Below are 20,393 nucleotides of genomic sequence, written 5' to 3'. Positions count from 1 at the left end.
TTCCAACATGAGGAATAGCTAAAGTACCAGCACAGGTTGCCACCGGCAACGCGCCTTCGTTTGGCGGCATCGAAGAAAAAACTTTGACGTGTCGATTCTGCTGTTTTCCATTCGTCGTGTTGGCAGATCGAGGGTCGGGCAATGGGTGCCCGGTCTCGCAACCTGGGAGCACAGACCATGCGTTTCATGTTCGTTGTCAAAGCCAGCAAGGATTCCGAGGCGGGCATCATGCCGCCGCCCGATTTGATCACGGCCATGGCCGACTATCACGAAGAGCTGTCAAAGGCTGGCGTGCTGCTTGACGGCAGCGGGTTGCAGCCGAGTTCGAAGGGCTGGCGGATCAGCTGGAGCGGCGGCAAGAAGACGGTTACCGACGGCCCGTTCGCCGAAACCAAGGAACTGATCGCGGGCTACACCATCATCCAGGTCAAGACGCGCGAGGAAGCTATGGAATGGGCCAACCGGTTTCCCAATCCGCAGCTTGAAGATGGCGAGCTCGAAATCCGCCAGATGTTCGAGCTTGAGGACTTCGAATACATTGAAGCCATCGATCGCTTCCGCGAGATGGGTATTGCGCACGAAAAGAAATAGATGCCCACCAATCATCAATACCCTCCCCGGCCGGCCTTGCCGGCCCGGGAGGAGACTGCAAGCCTGGCGAAGAGCCGTGCGACGCACCGCGCCATCGAGACGGTCTTTCGCATCGAGCGGCCACGGATCATCGCAGCCGTCGCCCGCCTGACGCGGAATGTCGACCTCGCGGAAGAGTTCGCCCAGGACGCGCTGATCGCGGCTCTTCGGCATTGGCCTGACGCCGGCGTTCCCGACAAGCCTGGCGCCTGGCTGATCGCCAGCGCCAAGCGGCGCGCCATCGACCATTTCCGCCACGGCAAGATGGCCGCGCGCAAGATGAGCCTGCTCGAAATCGACGCCGAGACCGATAGCGCGTTCGAGACAAGCGACGACGATGTCGGCGACGAGTTGCTGGGCCTCATGTTCATCGCCTGTCATCCGATATTGCCGCCCGAAGCGCGAGTTGCGCTGACACTACGATTGATCGGCGGACTGACGACGGAGGAGATCGCGCGCGCCTTTCTAGTCTCCCAGCAGGCGATGGCACAGCGTATCGTGCGCGCCAAGCGCAGCCTTGCCGAGGCCCAGCTCGTCTTCGAGCTGCCGCAAGGTGCAGACAGGGCCGAACGCCTGTCGTCGGTGCTGGAAGTTCTCTACCTCATCTTCAACGAAGGTTATTCCGCCACCAAGGGCGAGGATCTGATCAGGCCCCAGCTCTGCGAGGAAGCGCTGCGGCTGGGCCGTATCCTGGCCGGCCTTGTCCAAACCGAGCCGGAGGTCCACGGCCTCGTCGCATTGATGGAATTGCAGGCGTCGCGTTTTGCCGCCCGCACCGATCGGGCCGGCACGCCGGTTTTGTTGCTCGACCAGAACCGGGCGCGGTGGGACCGGCTGCTCATCAAGCGCGGGCTTGCGGCGCTTGCCCGTGCCGAAATGCTCTCGGCGCGGCCCGGACCCTACACCTTGCAGGCGTCAATCGCGGCCTGCCATGCGCGCGCCCGAAGTGCCGATGAAACCGATTGGGTGCGCATCTCGGCACTTTACGCGGCACTGGCCACGCAAATCCCCTCGCCGGTTGTCGAGCTCAATCGCGCTGTCGCCCTTGGCATGGCCTTCGGTCCGGCAACCGGCCTGGAACTGGCCGATCAGTTGGCGCGCGATCCCGCTCTTCGCGGTTATCATTTACTGCCGAGCGTGCGCGCCGACCTGTTGATGAAACTCGGCCGGCGCGATGAAGCGCGCGCGGAATTCGACCGTGCCGCTTCGCTCACCCAGAACGAGCGCGAGCGCGCGCAATTGCTTCAGCGCGCGCTGGCCTGCGAAGACCCAAACAAAAGCTAGACCAGCTCTACCTCAACGACACCCGGCACAGCCCGCATCGCCGAGGCGATCGACGGCGTGATGCGATAGCGATTGGGCAGTTCGATCTCGATCTCGCCCTGCGCCTCGCCTTTGAGCACGATGAAGCTGACCTCGCCCTCGCCGCGCACGGTCAACTGGTTGGACAACATGTTGAGGGGCGCTGCGTCGCGCACGAAGATGCGCAGCGTCTTTTGCACCCGGCTTGCTTCGTCCTCCAGCGACTGCACGGTCTGGATACGCAGGTTGACACCCTCCGGGCGGTCCTCAGCTGCGACGGTGATGACCACCGATCTGCCCGGCTCGAGCAGGTCGCGATACTGCGCCAGCGCTTCCGAAAACAGCACCGACTCGTATTGCCCCGAGACGTCGGAGAACTGGATGACGCCCATCTTGTTGCCGGTCTTGGTCTTGCGCTCCTGCTTGGTGGTGACCGTTCCGGCGAGGCGGCCGGCGGTCGCGCCACGTTTCACAGCCGCGGCAAAATCGGTCCAGTTCTGGACACGCATCTTTTCGAGCGCTGACTTGTACTCGTCGAGCGGATGCGCCGAGAGGTAGAAGCCGACGACCTGGAACTCGCGGTGCAGGCGATCGGCCGGCAGCCAGGCATCTGCCACCGGCAGGTGCAGCGACGGCGCTTGTCCAGAAGCTGCACTGCCGAAGATGTCGGACTGGCCGAGCGTGGCGTTTTCGTGGGCGCGCGAGGCCAGGCCCATCATACGCTCGACGCCCGCCATCATCGCCGCGCGCTCATGGCCAAAGCAGTCGAGCGCGCCCGCCATGATCAGGCTTTCGAAGACACGCTTGCCGACGACCTTCGGGTCGACGCGCTCGCAGAAGTCGGCAAGGCTGGCGAAGGGTTTTTCGGCGCGCTTGGCAACGATATGCTGCACCGCCGCTTCGCCGACGCCCTTGATGGCCGCGAGCGAGTAGAAGATTTTCTTTTCGCCGACCTCGAAGTCGCGGAAGCTTGTCATCACCGATGGCGGAACGACATCGATGCCGAGACGCATGGCGTCCTGGCGGAAATCGTTCAGCTTGTCCGAGTTGGACATATCGTAGGTCATCGAGGCCGCGAGGAACTCGACCGGGTAATGCGCCTTCAGATACGCCGTCTGGTAGGAAACGATGGCGTAGGCTGCTGCGTGCGACTTGTTGAAGCCGTAGTCGGCGAACTTGGCGAGCAGATCGAAGATGGAATTGGACTGCGGCTTGGAGACGCCCTTTTCCATCGCACCGGTGACGAAGCGCTCGCGCTGCTTGTCCATCTCGGCGCGGATCTTCTTGCCCATGGCACGACGCAGAAGGTCAGCTTCGCCTAGCGAATAGCCCGACAGTTCCTGCGCGATCTGCATGACCTGTTCCTGGTAGACGATGACCCCTTGGGTCTCCTTCACCAGATGGTCGATCATCGGATGGATCGAGGCGATCTCCTCGTCGCCGTGCTTGCGGGCGTTGTAGGTCGGGATGTTCTCCATCGGGCCTGGACGATAGAGCGCGACCAGCGCGATGATGTCTTCGACGCGGTCGGGCTTCATGCCGATCAGCGCCTTGCGCATGCCCGCACTTTCAACCTGGAAGATGCCGACAGTCTCGCCGCGCGACAGCATGGCATAGGTCAGCGGATCGTCGAGCGGGATCAGCGCTAGGTCGATGTCGACACCACGCCGGCTGATGAACTGCAGCGCTTTCTGCAGCACTGTCAGCGTCTTCAGGCCAAGAAAGTCGAACTTCACCAGCCCGGCCTGCTCGACATATTTCATGTTGAACTGGGTGACCGGCATGTCCGAGCGTGGATCGCGGTACATCGGCACCAGTTCGGACAACGGCCGGTCGCCGATGACGATACCGGCGGCATGCGTCGAGGCATGGCGATAGAGCCCTTCGAGCTTTTGTGCCATGTCGAGCAGCGTCTGAACGATCGGCTCGCGCTCGGCCTCTTCGGCGAAACGCGGTTCGCCCTCGATGGCCTGGCCAAGCGTCACCGGATTGGCCGGGTTCTGCGGCACCATCTTGCACAGCTTGTCGACCTGGCCGTAGGGCATCTGCAGCACGCGCCCGACGTCGCGCAGCACCGCGCGCGCCTGCAGCGTTCCAAAGGTGATGATCTGCCCGACCTGCTCGCGGCCATACTTGCCCTGGACGTAGCGGATCACCTCTTCGCGCCGGTCCTGGCAGAAGTCGATGTCGAAGTCGGGCATCGAGACGCGGTCGGGATTGAGGAAGCGCTCGAACAGCAGCGAGAAACGCAGCGGGTCGACGTCGGTGATGGTCAGCGCATAGGCGACCAGCGAACCCGCGCCCGAGCCACGACCGGGGCCGACGGGGATGCCTTGCATCTTGCCCCATTTGATGAAGTCGGCAACGATCAGGAAGTAACCCGGGAACTTCATGCGTTCGATGATGCCGAGCTCGTATTCCAGCCGCTCGGTGTATTGCTCCGATGTGTAGCCGTCGGCCAGCCCGCGCGAGGCTAACCGCATGGCCAGGCCTTCGTGGGCCTGCCGCGTCAGCTCCTCGGCCTCGGCTGCAACCGCGGCAGCCGCATCTGCGATGTCGCCACCGGTGAAGCGCGGCAGGATCGGATCGCGGTTCTTGGGATAGTACGAGCAGCGCCGGGCGATCTCGACAGTATTGTCAATCGCCTCAGGCAGATCGGCAAAAAGCTCCGCCATCTCCTTTTGCGTCTTGAGAAAGTTGTCGGGCGTCAACCGCCGGCGATTGTCTTCGGCGACCACCGAACCTTCGGCAATGGCAATAAGGGCGTCATGCGCCTCATAGTCGGCGCGCGCCGGAAAAAACGCCTCGTTGGTGGCGACCAGCGGCAGATAGTGGCGATAGGCGAGTTCGATGGTTGCCGCCTCGACAACGCGGTCATAACCGGCCAGCCGTTCAATTTCGACATAGAGCCTGTCGCCGAACAACGCCTTGAGGCTCAGCAGACGGCTTTCGGCGAGTGCCGCGTGATCGCTCTTGATCGCAGCCCCGATCGGCCCGCGCGGTCCGCCGGTCAGGCAGATGATGCCTTCAGCTGAAGCGGCTAGCCAATCGAGCGTCGCATGCACCGGGTCACCTGGTGGCGTTTCGAGATAGAGCCGACTGACCAGACGCACGAGATTGGCGTAGCCGGCCTCGGTGGCGGCGATCAGCACGACGGGGAACAGGACGAGCGCCTGCTTCCAGCCATGGCTGCGCTGGGTGTCGTCACCGCCATCGGCGAAGTCGATGTCGACCTGGCAACCGATCAGCGGCTGTGCGCCGGCCTTGGTCGCCTTCTGGGCGAATTCGAGCGCACCAAACAGGTTATTGGTGTCGGTGACGGCGATCGCCGGCGCCTCATCCTTTACGGCATGGGCCACGACCTTATCGAGCGGCAAGGCGCCTTCGAGCAGCGAATAGGCCGAATGGACGCGAAGATGAATGAACATCCGCGACGAAACCTCTGGCTTTTCTGCTTTTTTTAACGCTTCGCGCTTGAGCGGATCGCGCGGGAGCCTGTCACTCGACATCGAATCGTTTGCCTTGCAAGGGAGATTTCCGCCGCCATGTTCCGTCACGCCCGCCACCATGTCCATCCCGCAAGGGGTCGCGCCGGCAACGCCTTGTGGAGTACCATCGCAGGCGCCGCTTTACGACCGCCAGGTGTCGCCTTCCAGGTTGATCGCTTTTACAAAACCTGAAACCCTACCGCCAAACTTTTGCCCCCTGACTTGCTTGAAGGAACACCGTCATGAAAACCCGCGCCGCAGTCGCCATTGGAGCTGGAAAGCCGCTTGAGATCATGGAGGTCGATCTGGAGGGGCCGCGCGAGGGCGAAGTGCTGGTCGAGATCAAGGCGACCGGCATCTGCCACACCGACGAGTTCACGCTGTCGGGTGCCGATCCCGAAGGCATTTTTCCCGCGATCCTTGGCCATGAGGGTGCCGGTGTCGTCGTCGATGTCGGCAAGGGTGTGACCTCGCTCAAGAAGGGCGATCATGTCATCCCGCTCTACACGCCCGAATGCCGCTCATGCCCGTCTTGCCTCAGCCGCAAGACCAACCTCTGCACCGCCATCCGCTCGACGCAAGGGCAAGGGTTGATGCCGGATGGTTCGAGCCGGTTTTCGATCGGCAAGGACAAGATCTTCCACTACATGGGCTGCTCGACGTTTTCGAACTTCACCGTGCTGCCCGAGATCGCGCTCGCCAAGGTCAATCCAAACGCGCCCTTCGACAAGATCTGCTACATCGGCTGCGGGGTTACGACAGGCATTGGTGCTGTCATCAACACCGCCAAGGTCGAGATCGGCGCGACCGCCATCGTTTTTGGCCTCGGCGGCATCGGCCTCAACGTGCTGCAGGGTCTTCGCCTTGCCGGCGCCGACATGATCATCGGCGTCGACATCAACAATGAGCGCAAGGCCTGGGGCGAAAAGTTCGGCATGACGCATTTCGTCAATCCGAAGGAAGTCGACGGCGACATCGTGCCCTATCTGGTCAACATGACCAAGCGCGGGGCCGACCAGATCGGCGGCGCCGACTACACCTTCGACTGCACCGGCAACGTCAAGGTCATGCGCCAGGCGCTGGAAGCGAGCCATCGCGGCTGGGGCGAGAGCATCGTCATCGGTGTCGCCGGTGCCGGCCAGGAGATCTCGACGCGGCCATTCCAGCTGGTCACCGGCCGGACCTGGAAAGGCACCGCCTTTGGTGGCGCGCGCGGCCGCACCGACGTGCCGAAGATCGTCGAGTGGTACATGGAAGGCAAGATCCAGATCGACCCGATGATCACGCATACGCTCAAGCTCGAAGACATCAACAAGGGTTTTGACCTGATGCATTCAGGCGAAAGCATCCGCAGCGTCGTGGTTTACTGATGAGCGGGATCGCATATGAGGTCGACGTCAGGAGCCTGGACGAACTAACTCCGCGCGACCTCTATGCGATGCTGAAAATGCGCATCGACGTATTCGTCGTCGAACAGAAATGCGCGTTCCCCGAGTTGGACGGCCAGGACCCCGATGCCCTGCATCTCAGGTTGCTGGCCGGCACGGAGTTGCTGGCGAGCACGCGCATCATCGCCCCGTCCGACCCCAACGACCCGGCCTATATCGGCAGGGTCGTCGTGTCACCCGAGCATCGCGGCAGGCGGCTCGGCGACAAGCTGATGGCCGAATCGATCGCCGCCTGCGAGCGGCTGTTTCCGGGGAGCCCGATCGCATTGTCGGCGCAGAGCCATCTCCAAAAATTCTATGCTTCCTTCGGTTTTGCTACCGTCTCGAAAGAGTATCTGGAAGACGATATTCCCCACATCGACATGCTGCGGCCGGTCAGCCCTCCAGCCTGAAACCCAGCCGGCCAGCCGCGTCGCTGCCGCGTGCCGGGCGGCTCAACCATTGCTCGCGGTTGATGACATATGCCATGTTCGACCTCGCTCCCGTTGGACGAGACGGACCATAGCCAAACACCGCGCTTGCCGGAACCAGAGCCTGAATGACCAATACGCATCCTGTCATCTATGTCGATGCCGACGCCTGTCCGGTGAAGGACGAGGTGGTGAAGGTCGCCGAACGGCTGGATGTTGTCGTCACCTTCGTCTCCAATGGTGGGCTCAGGCCGTCACGCGACCCGATGATCCGCAACGTCGTCGTCTCCAAGGGCGCGGATGCAGCCGACGACTGGATCGTCGAGAATGCACACGCCAACGACATCGTCGTCACCGCCGATATTCCGCTGGCTGCCAGAGCGGTAGCGCTTGGCGCCCATGTGCTGGGGCCAACCGGCAGGCCGTTCACGCCCGAAAGCATCGGCATGGCGGTGGCCATGCGCGACCTCAAGCAGCATCTGCGCGAAACCGGCGAGAGCAAGGGCTACAACGCCTCCTTTTCACCGCAGGACCGTTCGCGTTTTCTTGGAGAACTCGATCGTATCTTGCGGCGCGCGCTCAAATCCGCCACACCGGGCTGAAATCGTCAGCGCCAGCCATGGTCACTTTGCCCAACAAGATTACCACCAACCGCCTCCTGCCTTTTGGCTTGTCCGCATGCGTCGGCATCGTGGCGCTGGCCATCGCGCTTTATTTCAAGATCGCGATCGCATATTCGATCGGCGCGGACGCCTTTTTCATTGTCTATATCGGCATGATGCTGCGGCGCATGCCGCATCTGACGGCCACCTATCTCAGCCGCAGGGCCCGGGCCAGCGACCTGCCGGTGCGGGTCATCTTTGCCGTCACCTTTATTGTCGTCGCCGTCGCCGTCGGCTCGCTGTTCCTCATCATCAATGGCGGCCACCGCCACCCACCGCTTGAACTTCTGATAGCGTTGTTGTCGCTGCCGCTTGGCTGGTTCACCATCCACACAATGGCCGCCCTGCATTACGCTCACGTCTACTGGCGCGACGACGACGAAGTGCGCGACGCCAGGGGCCGGCCAGTCAAGCAGCCGGTCGGCGGGTTGCAGTTTCCCGGCGACGAGCCGCCCCAGGGATGGGATTTCCTCTATTTCTCGGTGGTCATCGGCATGACCGCGCAGACCGCCGACACCGGCATCACCACAACGCGCATGCGCCGGATGGTGATCCTGCACTCCGTCGTATCGTTCTTTTTCAACACGGTGATCGTGGCGGCGGCCGTCAATCTGGCGGTCACGCTTGGCAATTGAGCCGCCAGTTTCACGCGAATATCATCGCGGCAACGAAACAAATCCCAATCTCCAAGCGTAATCACTTCCGAAGGGGCGTAAAATGGCGCCCCGTGATGGCTGAGGCCACAGGAGGTCAGGTGCGATGGAAAGCCAGGCACGTATGGCGCAGCAGGCGGATGAGCAGCCCGCGCCGATCGCCGATGGCGAACTCGTCTACCGGCAAACGCGCTGGACGCGCCTCACCCACTGGGTCTGGGCGCTGTCGCTGTTTTTCCTGCTGCTCAGTGGCCTGCAGATCTTCAACGCCCACCCCGCGCTCTATATCGGCCAGCAATCAGGCTTTGCTTTCAACAATGACGTGCTGACCATCGGTGCGGAAAATACAGCAACAGGACCAGTCGGTTACACCACAATTCTCGGACATCGTTTCAACACGTCGGGCGTGCTTGGGCTTTCCGGTCCGGCCGACAATCCGAGTGGCCGCGCCTTCCCGGCATGGGCGACAATTCCCTCCGGCCAGGACCTTGCGACCGGGCGCGTGGTGCATTTCTTCTTCGCCTGGCTCTTATCAGGCACGCTGCTCGTTTGGCTCTTTGCCAGCCTGCTCAACGGCCATCTGCGCCGCGATCTCGCACCCGGTGTCAAAGACCTGCGCCAACTGCCCAAGGACATTTCCGACCACGCCAGGCTGAAATTCCATCACAGCCGCGACTACAACACACTGCAGAAGCTCACTTATGGCGGCGTCTTGTTCGTGCTGCTGCCTCTGATGATCCTGACCGGGCTCGCCATGTCGCCCAGCATGAACGCCGCGATCCCCTTTCTCGCGGACCTGCTCGGCGGGCGGCAGACGGCACGCACCATCCATTTCGTCACCATGACGCTGATCGTCGGCTTCTTCGTCATCCACATGCTGATGATCCTCGCGGCAGGGCCGATCAACGAACTGCGCTCGATCATCACCGGCTGGTATCGCACCGACCCGCCTGAAAACGACCGTCCCGAAGGGAGCGCCTGACATGCCAAAGTTCCAGCTCAACCGCAGGCGTTTCCTCACCGCCGCCACGCTTGGGGCATCGACCGTTGCGCTGTCGGGCTGCGATGCCTTCGACTTCCTGCAGGACCGCGACAGCAAAGTGCGCAACTTCCTCACCGGAGCCAACGACCTGACCTACCGCGCCCAGCGACTGATCGCCGGTCGTGACTCGCTCGCCCAGGAATTCACCGAGGCCGACATCCGCCAGCCGCAGCGGCCGAACGGCATCACAGCGCCCAATGACAGCGTCTATCTGGGGCTCCAGTCCAACGACTTCGCCGATTGGCGGCTGGAGGTCGTAGGCCTTGTCGAAAAGCCGCTGTCGCTGTCGCGGCAACAACTGATGGATATGCCCTCGCGCACCCAGATCACCCGCCATGACTGCGTCGAAGGCTGGAGCTGCATCGCAAAATGGACCGGCGTGCCGATGGCTCTGGTGCTCGACCAAGCGGTGGTCAAGCCACAGGCACGTTATGTGGTCTTCCACTGCCTCGACACGATCGAGCAAAGCCTGTCGGGCGACATCAAATATTACGGCTCGATCGACCTGATCGACGCGCGCCATCCGCAAACGATTCTCGCTTATGGCATGAACGGAATGCCGCTGCCGGTGGAGAACGGGGCGCCGCTGCGCGTGCGGGTCGAGCGCCAGCTCGGCTACAAGATGCCGAAATATGTTAACAAGATCGAACTGGTCGACAGTCTCAGTGCCATGGGCCTCGGCAAGGGCGGCTATTGGGAAGACCGCGGCTATGACTGGTATGGCGGCATCTGACGGTGTTCACCCGACTACCCGACCGACCGTTCTGTGCGTCCACTACCCGGAAGTATTGGATGGGACTATCCTCCCGGTGAATAAGCACTGCGCCTCTAGGTGACAAAGTGTCGTGCTTGGGATATTGACGACTCGTCGAGGGCCTTAACCGGCTCTACCTGTTTGCGGGAGAGAACAGCGGAAGCTGTCGCCGAAGGGGAAATCGCCCGAAATCTCTCAGGCAAAAGAACCGTAGACGGGAAAGACACTCTGGAAAGTCGGGACTTTGATCCCGCGCCGAAGGTGTAAGCGCTGCCGACAGAGTTCCGGAGCGCGAGTCTCTCAGGCTTCAGACAGAGGGGCACGGAATGGCCGCCGCAGCGGCTGGACACGTGCGACTCTGGAGAAGACATGACGGGCGACCATACCTACCAACTACCCCTTGCAGACCTGCATTCCGCCGCTGGTGCGCGCTTTGGCGCCTTTGCCGGCTGGAACATGCCGCTGACCTACCCTGCCGGCGTGATGAAGGAGCACCTTCACACCCGCGAGCATGTCGGCCTGTTCGACATCTCCCACATGAAGCTGTTCGTGGTCAGTGGCCCCGGTGCCGCCGATTTGCTCAACCGCGCCTGCCCGCTCGACGCCAAGGCGCTTGAGCTCAAGCAGTCGAAATACACCTTCTTCCTCACCGAGACGGCCGGCATCATTGACGACCTGATCATCACCAGGCTCGGCGAACACCGTTTCATGGTCGTTGCCAATGCCGGCAACGCCGCAACCGACGAGGCGCATCTGCGCGCACTCGCCAAGGGTTTTGACGCCAAGATCGAACCGCTTGACCGCGTCTTCATCGCTATCCAGGGCCCGGAAGCAGCAAGCGTGCTCGGACAAGCCGGCATCGCCACCGACGACCTGTTCTTCATGCAGGGCTTCGAGCCACGCGCCAACTGGTTCATGAGCCGCTCTGGCTATACCGGCGAAGACGGTTTCGAGATCGGCCTGCCGGAAGCCGACGCCCGCGAACTGCTGGGCAAGCTGCTCGGCGACGAGCGCGCCATGTGGATCGGCCTCGCTGCCCGCGACAGCCTGCGCCTTGAAGCGGGTCTTTGCCTGCACGGCAACGACATCACGCCTGACACCGACCCGGCAAGTGCCGGCCTGATGTGGGCGATCCCCAAAGACCTGCGCGCTGAGGGTAAGTTCATCGGCCAAGCCGCGCTCGCCAAGATTCTCGCCGACGGGGCAGGACAAAAGCGCGTTGGCCTCAAGCCCGAGGGCCGCCAGCCGGTGCGCTCGGGTGCCGAACTCTTCGACGCCGATGGCAACCCTGTCGGCCGCGTCACCTCCGGCGGCTTTGGCCCTTCGGCTGGCTTCCCCGTCGCCATGGGCTACGTCTCGACACCGCTCGCCAAGGCCGGAACCCGCGTCTTCGCCGACGTGCGCGGCGCCAAGGTGCCCGTCGACGTCCATTCCCTTCCCTTCACGCAGCATCGCTATCGCAAAGGATGATTTCAATGACCAAGACCTATTACACTGAAGATCATGAGTGGCTGCGCGTCGAAGGCGACATCGCAACTGTCGGCATTACCGACTACGCCCAGGAACAGCTTGGCGACCTCGTTTTCGTCGACCTGCCCGAAACCGGCCGCAAGATTGCCAAGGGCGACGTCGCGGTTGTCGTTGAATCCGTCAAGGCGGCTTCCGACGTCTATGCGCCGCTCGACGGCGAGATCATCGACGCCAACGCAACACTCTCTTCCGACCCGGCGCTCGTCAACTCTGCCGCCACCGGCGACGGCTGGCTGTGGAAGATGAAAATCGCCAATGCGGGCCAGCTCGAAGGCCTGATGGATGAAGCGGGCTACAAAGCCCATATCGGTTGACAGGATCGCCTGAGATGACCACTGCACCTTACCCATTTTCGGCCCGTCACATCGGGCCCGGCGCGGCCGAAACCCGCGCCATGCTGGCCGCCATCGGCGTGCCTTCGGTGGAAACGCTGATTTCGCAAGCGGTTCCGAAGTCGATCCGACTCGACCGCCCGCTGGATCTGCCGGCGCCCGCGAGCGAACATGAAGCACTCGCCGAGCTCGGCGAGAAGATGGGCCGCAACAAGGTGCTGAAGAGCTTCATTGGCGCCGGCTACCACGGCGTCAACGTGCCTCCGGTCATCCAGCGCAACCTGTTCGAAAACCCGGCCTGGTACACCGCCTACACGCCTTACCAGGCCGAGATCAGCCAGGGCCGCCTGGAATTGCTGTTCCACTTCCAGACGCTGGTCGCCGAATTGACCGGCCTGCCGGTCGCTTCCGCCTCGCTGCTCGACGAAGCGACAGCGGTTGCCGAAGCTGTCGGCATCGCGCTGCGCCATCACCGCGACAAGCGCAGCCGCGTCGCCCTTGCCGGGGCTGCCCACCCGCAGGTCCTCGACGTCGTGCGCACGCGCGCCGAGCCGCTCGGCACCGAGATCGACGGCGAAACCATCGATGACAACACCGCGGCGCTTATCGTTTCCTGGCCCGACACCAACGGTGTCTATGGCGACCACAAGGCAGCGATCGAAAAGGCCAAGGCCGTCGGCGCGATCGTCATCTTCGTCTCCGACCCGCTCAGCCTGACCGTCACCGACACGCCGGCCAGTCTTGGCGCCGACATCGCCACCGGTTCGATGCAGCGCTTTGGCGTGCCGATGGGCTTTGGTGGCCCGCACGCCGCCTATTGCGCCGTTTCCGACAAGCTGACCCGTCTGATGCCCGGCCGCCTCGTCGGCCAGTCGGTCGACAGCAAGGGCCGTCCCGGCTACCGCCTCGCACTGCAGACGCGCGAGCAGCACATCCGCCGCGACAAGGCGACGTCGAACATCTGCACCGCGCAGGCCCTGCTCGCCAACATGGCGGCATCCTTCGCCATCTGGCACGGCCCGTCGGGGCTGCAGGCGATCTCTGAGCGCATCCACTCGCTGGCCAGCCGTCTCGCAGAAGGCCTCAAGGCCGCCGGTCTGTCGGTGGTTGGCGACAAGCGTTTCGACACCGTCACCATCGAAGCCAAGGGCAAGGCGGAAGGCTTCGCCGCGGAAGCCGAGAAGACCGGCCGCCTGCTGCGTGTCATCGACGCCGACCATGTTTCGGTCGCCTTCGACGAGACCTCGACAGGGGCCGATCTCGAAGCGATCGCCACCTTGTTTGGTGCGAAGGTTCCAGCCGAGGCCAAACGCGCGCTGCCGGGCAAGCCGCGCGGCAAGGAGTTCCTGACCCAGCCGGTGTTCCATGAGAACCGCTCGGAAACCGACATGATGCGCTTGCTGCGCAGGCTGGCCGACAAGGACCTCGCGCTCGACCGCGCGATGATCCCGCTCGGTTCCTGCACCATGAAGCTCAATGCGGCCGCCGAGATGATGCCGGTCAGCTGGCCGTCGGTCGCCAACCTGCATCCGTTCGCGCCGACCAGCCATTCGCTTGGCTACCGCGCGATGACCGACGATCTTGAAGCATGGCTCTGCGAGATCACCGGCTTTGATGCTGTCAGCCTGCAGCCGAACGCCGGCAGCCAGGGCGAATATGCCGGCCTTCTGGCGATCCGCCGCTATCACCATTCGCGTGGCGAGACCCAGCGCAACATCTGCCTGATCCCCTCTTCGGCGCACGGCACCAACCCGGCAAGTGCCGCGATGGCGGGCATGGAAGTTGTGGTTGTGCATTGCCTCGACGACGGCGACATCGATGTCACCGACCTCAAGGTCAAGGCAGAGCAGCATGCCGACCGGCTTGCAGCACTGATGTTCACCTACCCCTCGACACATGGCGTGTTCGAGGAAGGCGCGCGCGACATCTGCGAGATCGTTCATGCACATGGCGGCCAGGTCTATTTCGACGGCGCCAATCTGAACGCGATGGTCGCACTTTCGCGGCCCGCCGACATCGGCGCCGACGTCTGCCACATGAACCTGCACAAGACCTTCTGCATTCCGCATGGCGGCGGTGGCCCCGGCATCGGCCCGATCGGCGTCAAGTCGCATCTTGCGCAGTTCCTGCCCGGCCACGTCGAAATCGGCAGCGCTCATGCGGTTTCGGCAGCACCTTTCGGCAGCGCCTCGATCCTGCCGATCACCTGGATGTACATCCGGATGATGGGTGCCTCGGGCCTTAAGCAGGCGACGGAAACGGCGATCCTCAACGCCAACTACATCGCGACCAAGCTCGAAGCGTACTATCCGGTGCTGTTCAAGGGCAAGAATGGCCGCGTCGCGCATGAGTGCATCCTCGACACCCGGGTGCTCAAGGATCGTGCGGGCATCACCGTCGAAGACATCGCCAAACGCCTGATCGACTATGGCTTCCACGCACCGACCATGTCGTGGCCGGTTGCCGGCACGCTGATGGTCGAGCCGACCGAGTCCGAGCCCAAGCGTGAGATCGACCGTTTCTGCGCGGCGATGATCGCCATCGCCAACGAAGCGACCAAGGTCGAAAAGGGCGAATGGCCGAAGGATGACAATCCGCTGGCCAACGCACCGCACACCGCGACGGAAACGCTGGCTGGGGAGTGGAAGCACCCCTACTCGCGCCTCGAAGCTGCCTATCCGGGCGGCGATCCCGACACCGTGGCCAAGTACTGGCCGCCGGTGTCGCGCATCGACAACGTCGCCGGCGACCGCAACCTGGTTTGCGCCTGCCCACCCCTGAGCGAATATCTCGGCGCCGCCGAGTAAGCAGGTTCAAAGCACCACGAAACGGCCGGACGCTCTGTCCGGCCGTTTCTTTTTGGCGGATCAGTTCGTGACTGGCCTCCATGACGGACACCCCGGATGAGCGCCGAGCTTAAGCGGACAGGAGCTCGGGGACGCACGCCAGAACACTGCCTGACGAACTGGCTGTGACGACCCGATTGCGGCCGGCGCGTTTTGCCTCGTAGAGCGCTGCGTCGGCTGCGGCCAGAACGTCTTCCAGCGCCTTCCCATCTGCCTGGCCAAAGCCGATGCCGACGCTGACGGTGCTGCGCAGCGGCCCGAGCTTGGTCGCCACGATCTCCGCACCGAAAGCAGTGCCGATCACGCGCGGAATCTCAAGGGCCTTGTCCTCGGCGATCCTTGACATGACGATGGCGAACTCCTCGCCGCCGAGCCTGAAACCATCCACGCCGGCCTGCGCATGTTCCTTGATCACTTCGGCAAAGCGCTGCAGCACCCTGTCGCCAACAGCATGACCAAAAACGTCATTGGTGCGTTTGAAATGGTCCAAATCGAACATGGCCACCGCCATCGAAGGCCCAAACAGGGTGCCGCCATAGAGCGTGGTCAACGCCCGGCGGTTCATCAGCCCGGTCAGCGGGTCAGTCATCGCCTCGGCGGTAAGTTTGTTTTGAGTACGCAAATGATGGAGCGAGATCGTCAACGCGCCCAGTGCCGTCATGCAGGCTACGGCGACGACTGTGTTCAACCGTTCCGCCCAGTTGTCAGGGGCCCCGTCGAGGACCCATTGGCCGTTTACGGCGAGGACCAGGGCACAGAGCGCAAACGAGACGGCACAACTGCCCGCCAGCATCGAAACGGCGGCAAGAATACGCCAGTCATGAGCTCCGCTGATCCAGAAACCGCCGCCGGTCATGACCAGCAGAACCGTGACGGTTGAATAGGCGATCACAAACCCCAGGCCATCAAAACCGGCAGCCGTGACGGCGCTGGTCAAAAGCATCGCCGCCAACACCGGCAGCGCCACAACCTTGTGGCGGGTCTTGTCGAGATACTGATCCGAGGAGCTGAAAACCAAGAAGAAGCCAGCTATCAGCAATACCAAAACGAGCGGCGCGAGCCAGGTGCCGCCATCATGGCCATATTGCCAAAAGGCGATGACATGGGCGACGAGAAGTAGTATCCCGAGCGCCATCGTAAGAACGAAACTCGCCTGGCGTTCGGTCAGCCACATAGCGAGCATCGTTCCGCTCAGGCAGGCGCCGGACAGTGCCGTCGCGAGCAGAAGGGAACCGAAATCAAGCACGAGGCCCCCGCCTTCTTGTTTAATTGATCGGCTAGCAGTTATTAATCATTTTGCCGCCCAGCAACCGCCTAAGGCGAAATCATCGGTCATGGTGAACCGCCAATTCTGGATAGCGTTTACGAATGGTTGCAAGGCGCGGTCGCATCCGACAACGTGTCGCACGAACATATCAGGAACTTCTATTGCGATGCTGGCAAAACTGGCACACTTGGCAAACTGATTCGCAGCATCGGAAAAACCGTATTGAGCATGGACGATAGCAACGATCTTTTCGGCAGCCTCGACAAGCAGCCGCCCCGCCCCGTTTCCCGCCCGGCGGATCCGTTGGTGCAGGCAGCCGCAGCAGCCAAGCGCCCCGCACCAGCCAAGGATGGCAGCGAAGGCTATAGCGCGGCCGACATCGAAGTCCTGGAAGGCCTTGAGCCGGTTCGCCGCCGGCCTGGCATGTATATTGGCGGCACCGACGAAAAGGCGCTGCATCACCTTTTCGCCGAAGTCATCGACAACTCGATGGACGAGGCGGTTGCAGGCCATGCCACCTTTATCGAAGTCGAGCTCGATGCAGAAGGCTTTTTGACCGTCACCGACAACGGCCGTGGCATCCCGGTCGAGAACCATCCGAAATTTCCGGGCAAGTCGACCCTCGAAGTGATCATGACCGTCCTGCATGCGGGCGGCAAGTTCGACAGCAAGGTCTACGAGACCTCCGGCGGCCTTCACGGCGTCGGTGTGTCGGTGGTCAACGCGCTGTCCGACCAGCTCGAGGTCGAGGTCGCGCGCGGACGCCAGCTCTACCGGCAGCGCTTTTCGCGCGGCATTCCGCAAGGCGGTCTGGAAAAGCTCGGCGACGTGCACAACCGGCGCGGCACCAAAACGCGTTTTCACCCCGATCCGGACATCTTCGGCAAGGGCGCGCATTTCGAGCCAGCTCGCATCTGCAAGATGGCGCGCTCCAAGGCCTATCTGTTCGGCGGCGTTGAAATCCGCTGGAGCTGCGATCCCGCGCTGCTCAAGGAGAAAGACGAGACGCCGGCCAAGGCGGTGTTCCACTTCCCCGGCGGCCTCGGCGACTATCTCAAGGCCTCGCTCGGCGACGAGATGCAGGTCACCCGCGAGATCTTCTCGGGCAAGACCGAGAAGCAGGGCGGCCACGGCGCGATGGAATGGGCCATCACCTGGTATGGCGGCGACGGCTTCGTCAATTCCTACTGCAACACCATCCCGACCGGCGACGGCGGCACCCACGAAATGGGTTTCCGCAACGTGCTGACGCGTGGTCTGCGCGCCTATGCCGACCTCGTCGGCAACAAGCGCGCCTCGATCATGACCAGCGAAGACGTGATGATATCGGCGGCTGGCATGCTGTCGGTGTTCATCCGCGAACCCGAGTTCGTCGGCCAGACCAAGGACAAGCTGGCGACTGTCGAAGCCATGCGGTTGGTCGAGACCGCGATCCGCGATCCGTTCGATCACTGGCTTGCTGACAATCCGCAGGAAGCTTCCAAGCTGCTCGACTGGGTCATCGCGCGCGCTGACGAACGCGTGCGCCGACGCCAAGAGAAGGAAGTTTCGCGCAAGAGTGCCGTGCGCAAGCTGCGCCTGCCCGGCAAGCTCGCCGACTGCACGCAAAATGCAGCCGCGGGTGCCGAGCTGTTCATCGTCGAAGGTGACTCGGCAGGTGGCTCGGCCAAGCAGGCGCGCGACCGCAAGATGCAGGCGATCCTGCCGTTGCGCGGCAAGATCCTCAACGTCGCCAGCGCTGGCCACGACAAGCTGACCGCCAACCAGCAGATCGCCGACCTGATCCAGGCGCTGGGCTGCGGCACACGCTCGAAATACCGCGACGAAGACCTTCGCTACGACCGCGTCATCATCATGACCGACGCCGATGTCGATGGCGCCCACATCGCTTCGCTGCTGATCACCTTCTTCTACCAGGAGATGCCGCAGCTGATCCGCGACGGCCATCTCTACATGGCTGTGCCGCCGCTCTACAGCCTGCGTCAGGGCGGTAAGGTCGGCTATGCGCGCGACGACGCCCACAAGGACGAGCTTATGCGCACCGAGTTCAGCGGGCGCGGCAAGGTTGAGATCGGCCGTTTCAAGGGCCTCGGCGAGATGATGGCGAGCCAGCTCAAGGAAACCACGATGGACCCCAAGAAGCGCACGCTTTTGCGGGTCGACGTGCTTGATACAGAAGACGTTACCAAATCGGCCGTCGACGCGCTGATGGGCACCAAGCCGGAAGCCCGCTTCCGCTTCATCCAGGACCGTGCCGAATTCGCGCAGACGGAAGTGCTGGATATCTGAGTGGTGCCGGCTGCTTAGGCGGCCGCTATCGCCAGTGCATGGCCACGCGCATTCTCGCGCAACGCTTCGAGGTGGATCGACTTCACCAATCCGGCCAGTTCGCCCTCGGCTGACTGGCCGCCCAACTCCTTGAGCATCAGCCAGCTGACTTCCTGGGCACCGGCAACACGGCGGCCATTGGCCACCTCGCGCCAGACTTTCAGGGCGCGCAGGATGATCGCATGCGTCGCATCGGCAAGGCCAGCGGAGCGGAAAAGGGCTGTCAGCGCCACATCCTGTCCGGCAGACAGCAGCGCTCTCACCCTTGGCTCGTCGCGGCCGGTCAGAACCACCAGCGCGGCACCAAAGAAGTCGACCTTGCCGTGGGCAAGGATGCGGATGATGAAGCTCGGGGTCAGATCGCCGCGTAAGCGCAGATGTTCCACCAGCGCCATATGCTCGTCGGTGCGGGTGCCTTCGATGAGCGTCAGCGAAGCCTTCACGCAGGCGTCGCGTGTCACCTTTTCGGCGCGCGCAGCACCCATCAGCGCCGTGACGAAGGGCGATGCCCTCAAGGCCTCGCCAAGCTTGACCAGGAGCAGGTGCCGACACTCGGATGGCAGGCGCGGATCGGCGGCCAGTGCCTCGCGTATGCGCGCATCATGACCAAAGCGTTCGGCCATCCGCCGAAAGCTCATCGAGGCGATGTTGGCGCCATAATTCCGCAGCAGGACGACGCAGGCGTCCGCCTCTCCGACTTCGGCGATTGCGGCTGCAAGCGACATCGAAACGACGGCACGGTCGGCAATGAGCTTCTGAATGGCAGGTGAACCCGAGGCCACCCGATCGATCAGGTCGGCATCGGTCAGCAAGGGCGAACGCGCAATGACCATTGCCGCGACGTCGGGTTGATCAGCGGCAAGAGCCGCAATGATCTGAAGCGGCGCATGCGTGCTCATCGACAGCGCCTCGGCCAGCGCCTGGCGCACCTTCGATGACGGATCGTCGAGCAGCAACGTCAAGGCCGCTTCGGCGGCACAGCGGTCTTCGAAAGGCATCTCGCGGTTAACATAGGCGCTCGCCAAGGCAGCCGCGGCAGCCACGCGCTCGCTCACCTTGGCGGTGTCGATCCATCGCAAGAAATGCGAGACAACCATTCGCTTTTTCGCCCCCGGCAGCCGATGCCAATCCCCAGAAGCGACCCTAGGAAGAAAAGGTTTACGAACGGTTCACCATATCCGTTAACCCGCTTGCCGCCTGCCATGGCAACGCCTATCAAGCCCTCACAACAGGAGGAAATGCCGATGGCTGGACTGTATCTCGAAGAATTCGTGGTTGGTCAGGTCATCCGGCATCAGCTCACCAAAACGGTCACCGAGAGCGACAACATGCTGTTCTCTACGATGACGCTGAATGCGCAGCCGCTGCACATCGATTTCGACTTCGCCGCCAAGAGCGAGTGGGGCAAGCCGCTGGTCAATTCGCTGTTCACGCTTGGCCTGATGATCGGCATTTCGGTGCACGACACCACGCTGGGCACGACCATCGGCAATCTCGGCATGACCGAAACTACCTTCCCGCATCCGGTCTTCCATGGCGACACGATCCGCGTCGAGACCGAGATCCTGTCGGTGCGCGAATCGAAATCGAAAGCTGACCGCGGCATCGTCGAATTCCTGCATCGCGCTTATAATCAGGACGGTGTGCTGGTCGCCAAATGCCAGCGCCAGGCCATGATGAAAAAGAAGGCTGCTTGAGGCG

General features: G+C 62.7%; 16 protein-coding genes and 1 riboswitch. Of the genes, 13 read left to right on the top strand and 3 right to left on the bottom strand.

The genetic code is table 11. The annotated features are described in order from the left end of the window. The first annotated feature begins 177 nt into the window (after nt 1-177). The gene (locus AC1RTB_RS24375) at nt 178-591 is read left to right on the top strand and encodes a YciI family protein (RefSeq protein WP_492881754.1); all 414 of its coding nucleotides are present in this window, start codon (nt 178-180) and stop codon (nt 589-591) included. Continuing rightward, entirely contained in the window at nt 592-1,914 is a 1,323-nt protein-coding gene (locus AC1RTB_RS24370; protein ID WP_492881753.1) for an RNA polymerase sigma factor, read from the top strand. Here the strand turns inward: AC1RTB_RS24370 and dnaE are convergent. Next, the gene (dnaE, locus tag AC1RTB_RS24365; RefSeq protein WP_492881752.1) at nt 1,911-5,360 is read right to left on the bottom strand and encodes a DNA polymerase III subunit alpha; all 3,450 of its coding nucleotides are present in this window, start codon (nt 5,358-5,360) and stop codon (nt 1,911-1,913) included. The genes AC1RTB_RS24370 and dnaE overlap by 4 nt on opposite strands. A gap of 302 nt (nt 5,361-5,662) precedes the next feature. Here dnaE and AC1RTB_RS24360 point away from each other — a divergent pair, with 302 nt between their 5' ends. From AC1RTB_RS24360 to gcvP, 9 genes are all read left to right on the top strand, one after another. Further along, on the top strand, nt 5,663-6,790 hold the full coding sequence (locus tag AC1RTB_RS24360; RefSeq protein WP_492881751.1) for an S-(hydroxymethyl)glutathione dehydrogenase/class III alcohol dehydrogenase: 1,128 nt from the start codon (nt 5,663-5,665) through the stop codon (nt 6,788-6,790). Further along, complete coding sequence (locus tag AC1RTB_RS24355; protein WP_492881750.1) at nt 6,790-7,260, top strand: GNAT family N-acetyltransferase; 471 nt, start codon at nt 6,790-6,792, stop codon at nt 7,258-7,260. Before AC1RTB_RS24360 ends, AC1RTB_RS24355 begins: the two co-directional genes overlap by 1 nt. Nucleotides 7,261-7,406: 146 nt before the next feature. Continuing rightward, on the top strand, nt 7,407-7,880 hold the full coding sequence (locus AC1RTB_RS24350; RefSeq protein WP_492881749.1) for a YaiI/YqxD family protein: 474 nt from the start codon (nt 7,407-7,409) through the stop codon (nt 7,878-7,880). A 17-nt stretch (nt 7,881-7,897) separates the two neighbouring features. After that, the gene (locus AC1RTB_RS24345; protein ID WP_492881748.1) at nt 7,898-8,575 is read left to right on the top strand and encodes a DUF1345 domain-containing protein; all 678 of its coding nucleotides are present in this window, start codon (nt 7,898-7,900) and stop codon (nt 8,573-8,575) included. Nucleotides 8,576-8,699: 124 nt separating this feature from the next. Continuing rightward, entirely contained in the window at nt 8,700-9,575 is an 876-nt protein-coding gene (locus tag AC1RTB_RS24340; RefSeq protein ID WP_492881747.1) for a cytochrome b/b6 domain-containing protein, read from the top strand. 1 nt (nt 9,576) lies between these two features. Next, entirely contained in the window at nt 9,577-10,368 is a 792-nt protein-coding gene (locus AC1RTB_RS24335) for a molybdopterin-binding protein (RefSeq protein WP_492881746.1), read from the top strand. Nucleotides 10,369-10,523: 155 nt separating this feature from the next. Continuing rightward, nucleotides 10,524-10,610, top strand: a riboswitch (glycine riboswitch). A 148-nt stretch (nt 10,611-10,758) separates the two neighbouring features. Continuing rightward, nucleotides 10,759-11,859 carry a glycine cleavage system aminomethyltransferase GcvT gene (gene gcvT / locus AC1RTB_RS24330; RefSeq protein WP_492881745.1) on the top strand — a complete coding sequence of 367 codons (1,101 nt, stop codon included), beginning with the start codon at nt 10,759-10,761 and terminating at the stop codon, nt 11,857-11,859. A 5-nt stretch (nt 11,860-11,864) separates the two neighbouring features. Then, nucleotides 11,865-12,233 carry a glycine cleavage system protein GcvH gene (gene gcvH / locus AC1RTB_RS24325; protein ID WP_492881744.1) on the top strand — a complete coding sequence of 123 codons (369 nt, stop codon included), beginning with the start codon at nt 11,865-11,867 and terminating at the stop codon, nt 12,231-12,233. A 14-nt stretch (nt 12,234-12,247) separates the two neighbouring features. Continuing rightward, nucleotides 12,248-15,058: an aminomethyl-transferring glycine dehydrogenase gene (gene gcvP, locus AC1RTB_RS24320; RefSeq protein ID WP_492881743.1), complete on the top strand. Its 2,811-nt coding sequence runs from the start codon at nt 12,248-12,250 to the stop codon at nt 15,056-15,058. 109 nt (nt 15,059-15,167) lie between these two features. Here gcvP and AC1RTB_RS24315 read toward each other — a convergent pair whose 3' ends face one another. Then, nucleotides 15,168-16,271 carry a GGDEF domain-containing protein gene (locus tag AC1RTB_RS24315; protein ID WP_492943846.1) on the bottom strand — a complete coding sequence of 368 codons (1,104 nt, stop codon included), beginning with the start codon at nt 16,269-16,271 and terminating at the stop codon, nt 15,168-15,170. Nucleotides 16,272-16,592: 321 nt separating this feature from the next. Here AC1RTB_RS24315 and parE point away from each other — a divergent pair, with 321 nt between their 5' ends. After that, a complete protein-coding gene (gene parE / locus AC1RTB_RS24310) occupies nt 16,593-18,653 on the top strand; it encodes a DNA topoisomerase IV subunit B (RefSeq protein WP_492881741.1) in 2,061 nt (686 codons plus the stop codon). Between the two features lie 14 nt (nt 18,654-18,667). Here the strand turns inward: parE and AC1RTB_RS24305 are convergent, their stop codons facing one another. Then, nucleotides 18,668-19,789: a DUF2336 domain-containing protein gene (locus AC1RTB_RS24305; protein ID WP_492881740.1), complete on the bottom strand. Its 1,122-nt coding sequence runs from the start codon at nt 19,787-19,789 to the stop codon at nt 18,668-18,670. A gap of 147 nt (nt 19,790-19,936) precedes the next feature. On the opposite strand from AC1RTB_RS24305, the gene AC1RTB_RS24300 reads away from it, so the two are divergent. After that, the gene (locus tag AC1RTB_RS24300) at nt 19,937-20,389 is read left to right on the top strand and encodes a MaoC family dehydratase (protein ID WP_109578485.1); all 453 of its coding nucleotides are present in this window, start codon (nt 19,937-19,939) and stop codon (nt 20,387-20,389) included. Nucleotides 20,390-20,393: the final 4 nt, after the last annotated feature.

The organism is Aminobacter sp. GW821-FHT11F06 (genome assembly GCF_058808215.1).
Note: the sequence above shows the minus strand (reverse complement) of the source record. Positions and strands in the feature narration are given on the sequence as shown.

Coding starts and splice junctions, on each gene's coding strand:
- dnaE (WP_492881752.1), bottom strand. CDS start 5,360: ATGTTCATTCATCTTCGCGTCCATTCGGCCTATTCGCTGCTCGAAGGC.
- gcvH (WP_492881744.1), top strand. CDS start 11,865: ATGACCAAGACCTATTACACTGAAGATCATGAGTGGCTGCGCGTCGAA.
- AC1RTB_RS24300 (WP_109578485.1), top strand. CDS start 19,937: ATGGCTGGACTGTATCTCGAAGAATTCGTGGTTGGTCAGGTCATCCGG.
- AC1RTB_RS24335 (WP_492881746.1), top strand. CDS start 9,577: ATGCCAAAGTTCCAGCTCAACCGCAGGCGTTTCCTCACCGCCGCCACG.
- gcvT (WP_492881745.1), top strand. CDS start 10,759: ATGACGGGCGACCATACCTACCAACTACCCCTTGCAGACCTGCATTCC.
- AC1RTB_RS24305 (WP_492881740.1), bottom strand. CDS start 19,789: ATGGTTGTCTCGCATTTCTTGCGATGGATCGACACCGCCAAGGTGAGC.
- AC1RTB_RS24345 (WP_492881748.1), top strand. CDS start 7,898: ATGGTCACTTTGCCCAACAAGATTACCACCAACCGCCTCCTGCCTTTT.
- gcvP (WP_492881743.1), top strand. CDS start 12,248: ATGACCACTGCACCTTACCCATTTTCGGCCCGTCACATCGGGCCCGGC.
- AC1RTB_RS24355 (WP_492881750.1), top strand. CDS start 6,790: ATGAGCGGGATCGCATATGAGGTCGACGTCAGGAGCCTGGACGAACTA.
- parE (WP_492881741.1), top strand. CDS start 16,593: ATGGACGATAGCAACGATCTTTTCGGCAGCCTCGACAAGCAGCCGCCC.
- AC1RTB_RS24360 (WP_492881751.1), top strand. CDS start 5,663: ATGAAAACCCGCGCCGCAGTCGCCATTGGAGCTGGAAAGCCGCTTGAG.
- AC1RTB_RS24340 (WP_492881747.1), top strand. CDS start 8,700: ATGGAAAGCCAGGCACGTATGGCGCAGCAGGCGGATGAGCAGCCCGCG.
- AC1RTB_RS24370 (WP_492881753.1), top strand. CDS start 592: ATGCCCACCAATCATCAATACCCTCCCCGGCCGGCCTTGCCGGCCCGG.
- AC1RTB_RS24315 (WP_492943846.1), bottom strand. CDS start 16,271: ATGTGGCTGACCGAACGCCAGGCGAGTTTCGTTCTTACGATGGCGCTC.
- AC1RTB_RS24375 (WP_492881754.1), top strand. CDS start 178: ATGCGTTTCATGTTCGTTGTCAAAGCCAGCAAGGATTCCGAGGCGGGC.
- AC1RTB_RS24350 (WP_492881749.1), top strand. CDS start 7,407: ATGACCAATACGCATCCTGTCATCTATGTCGATGCCGACGCCTGTCCG.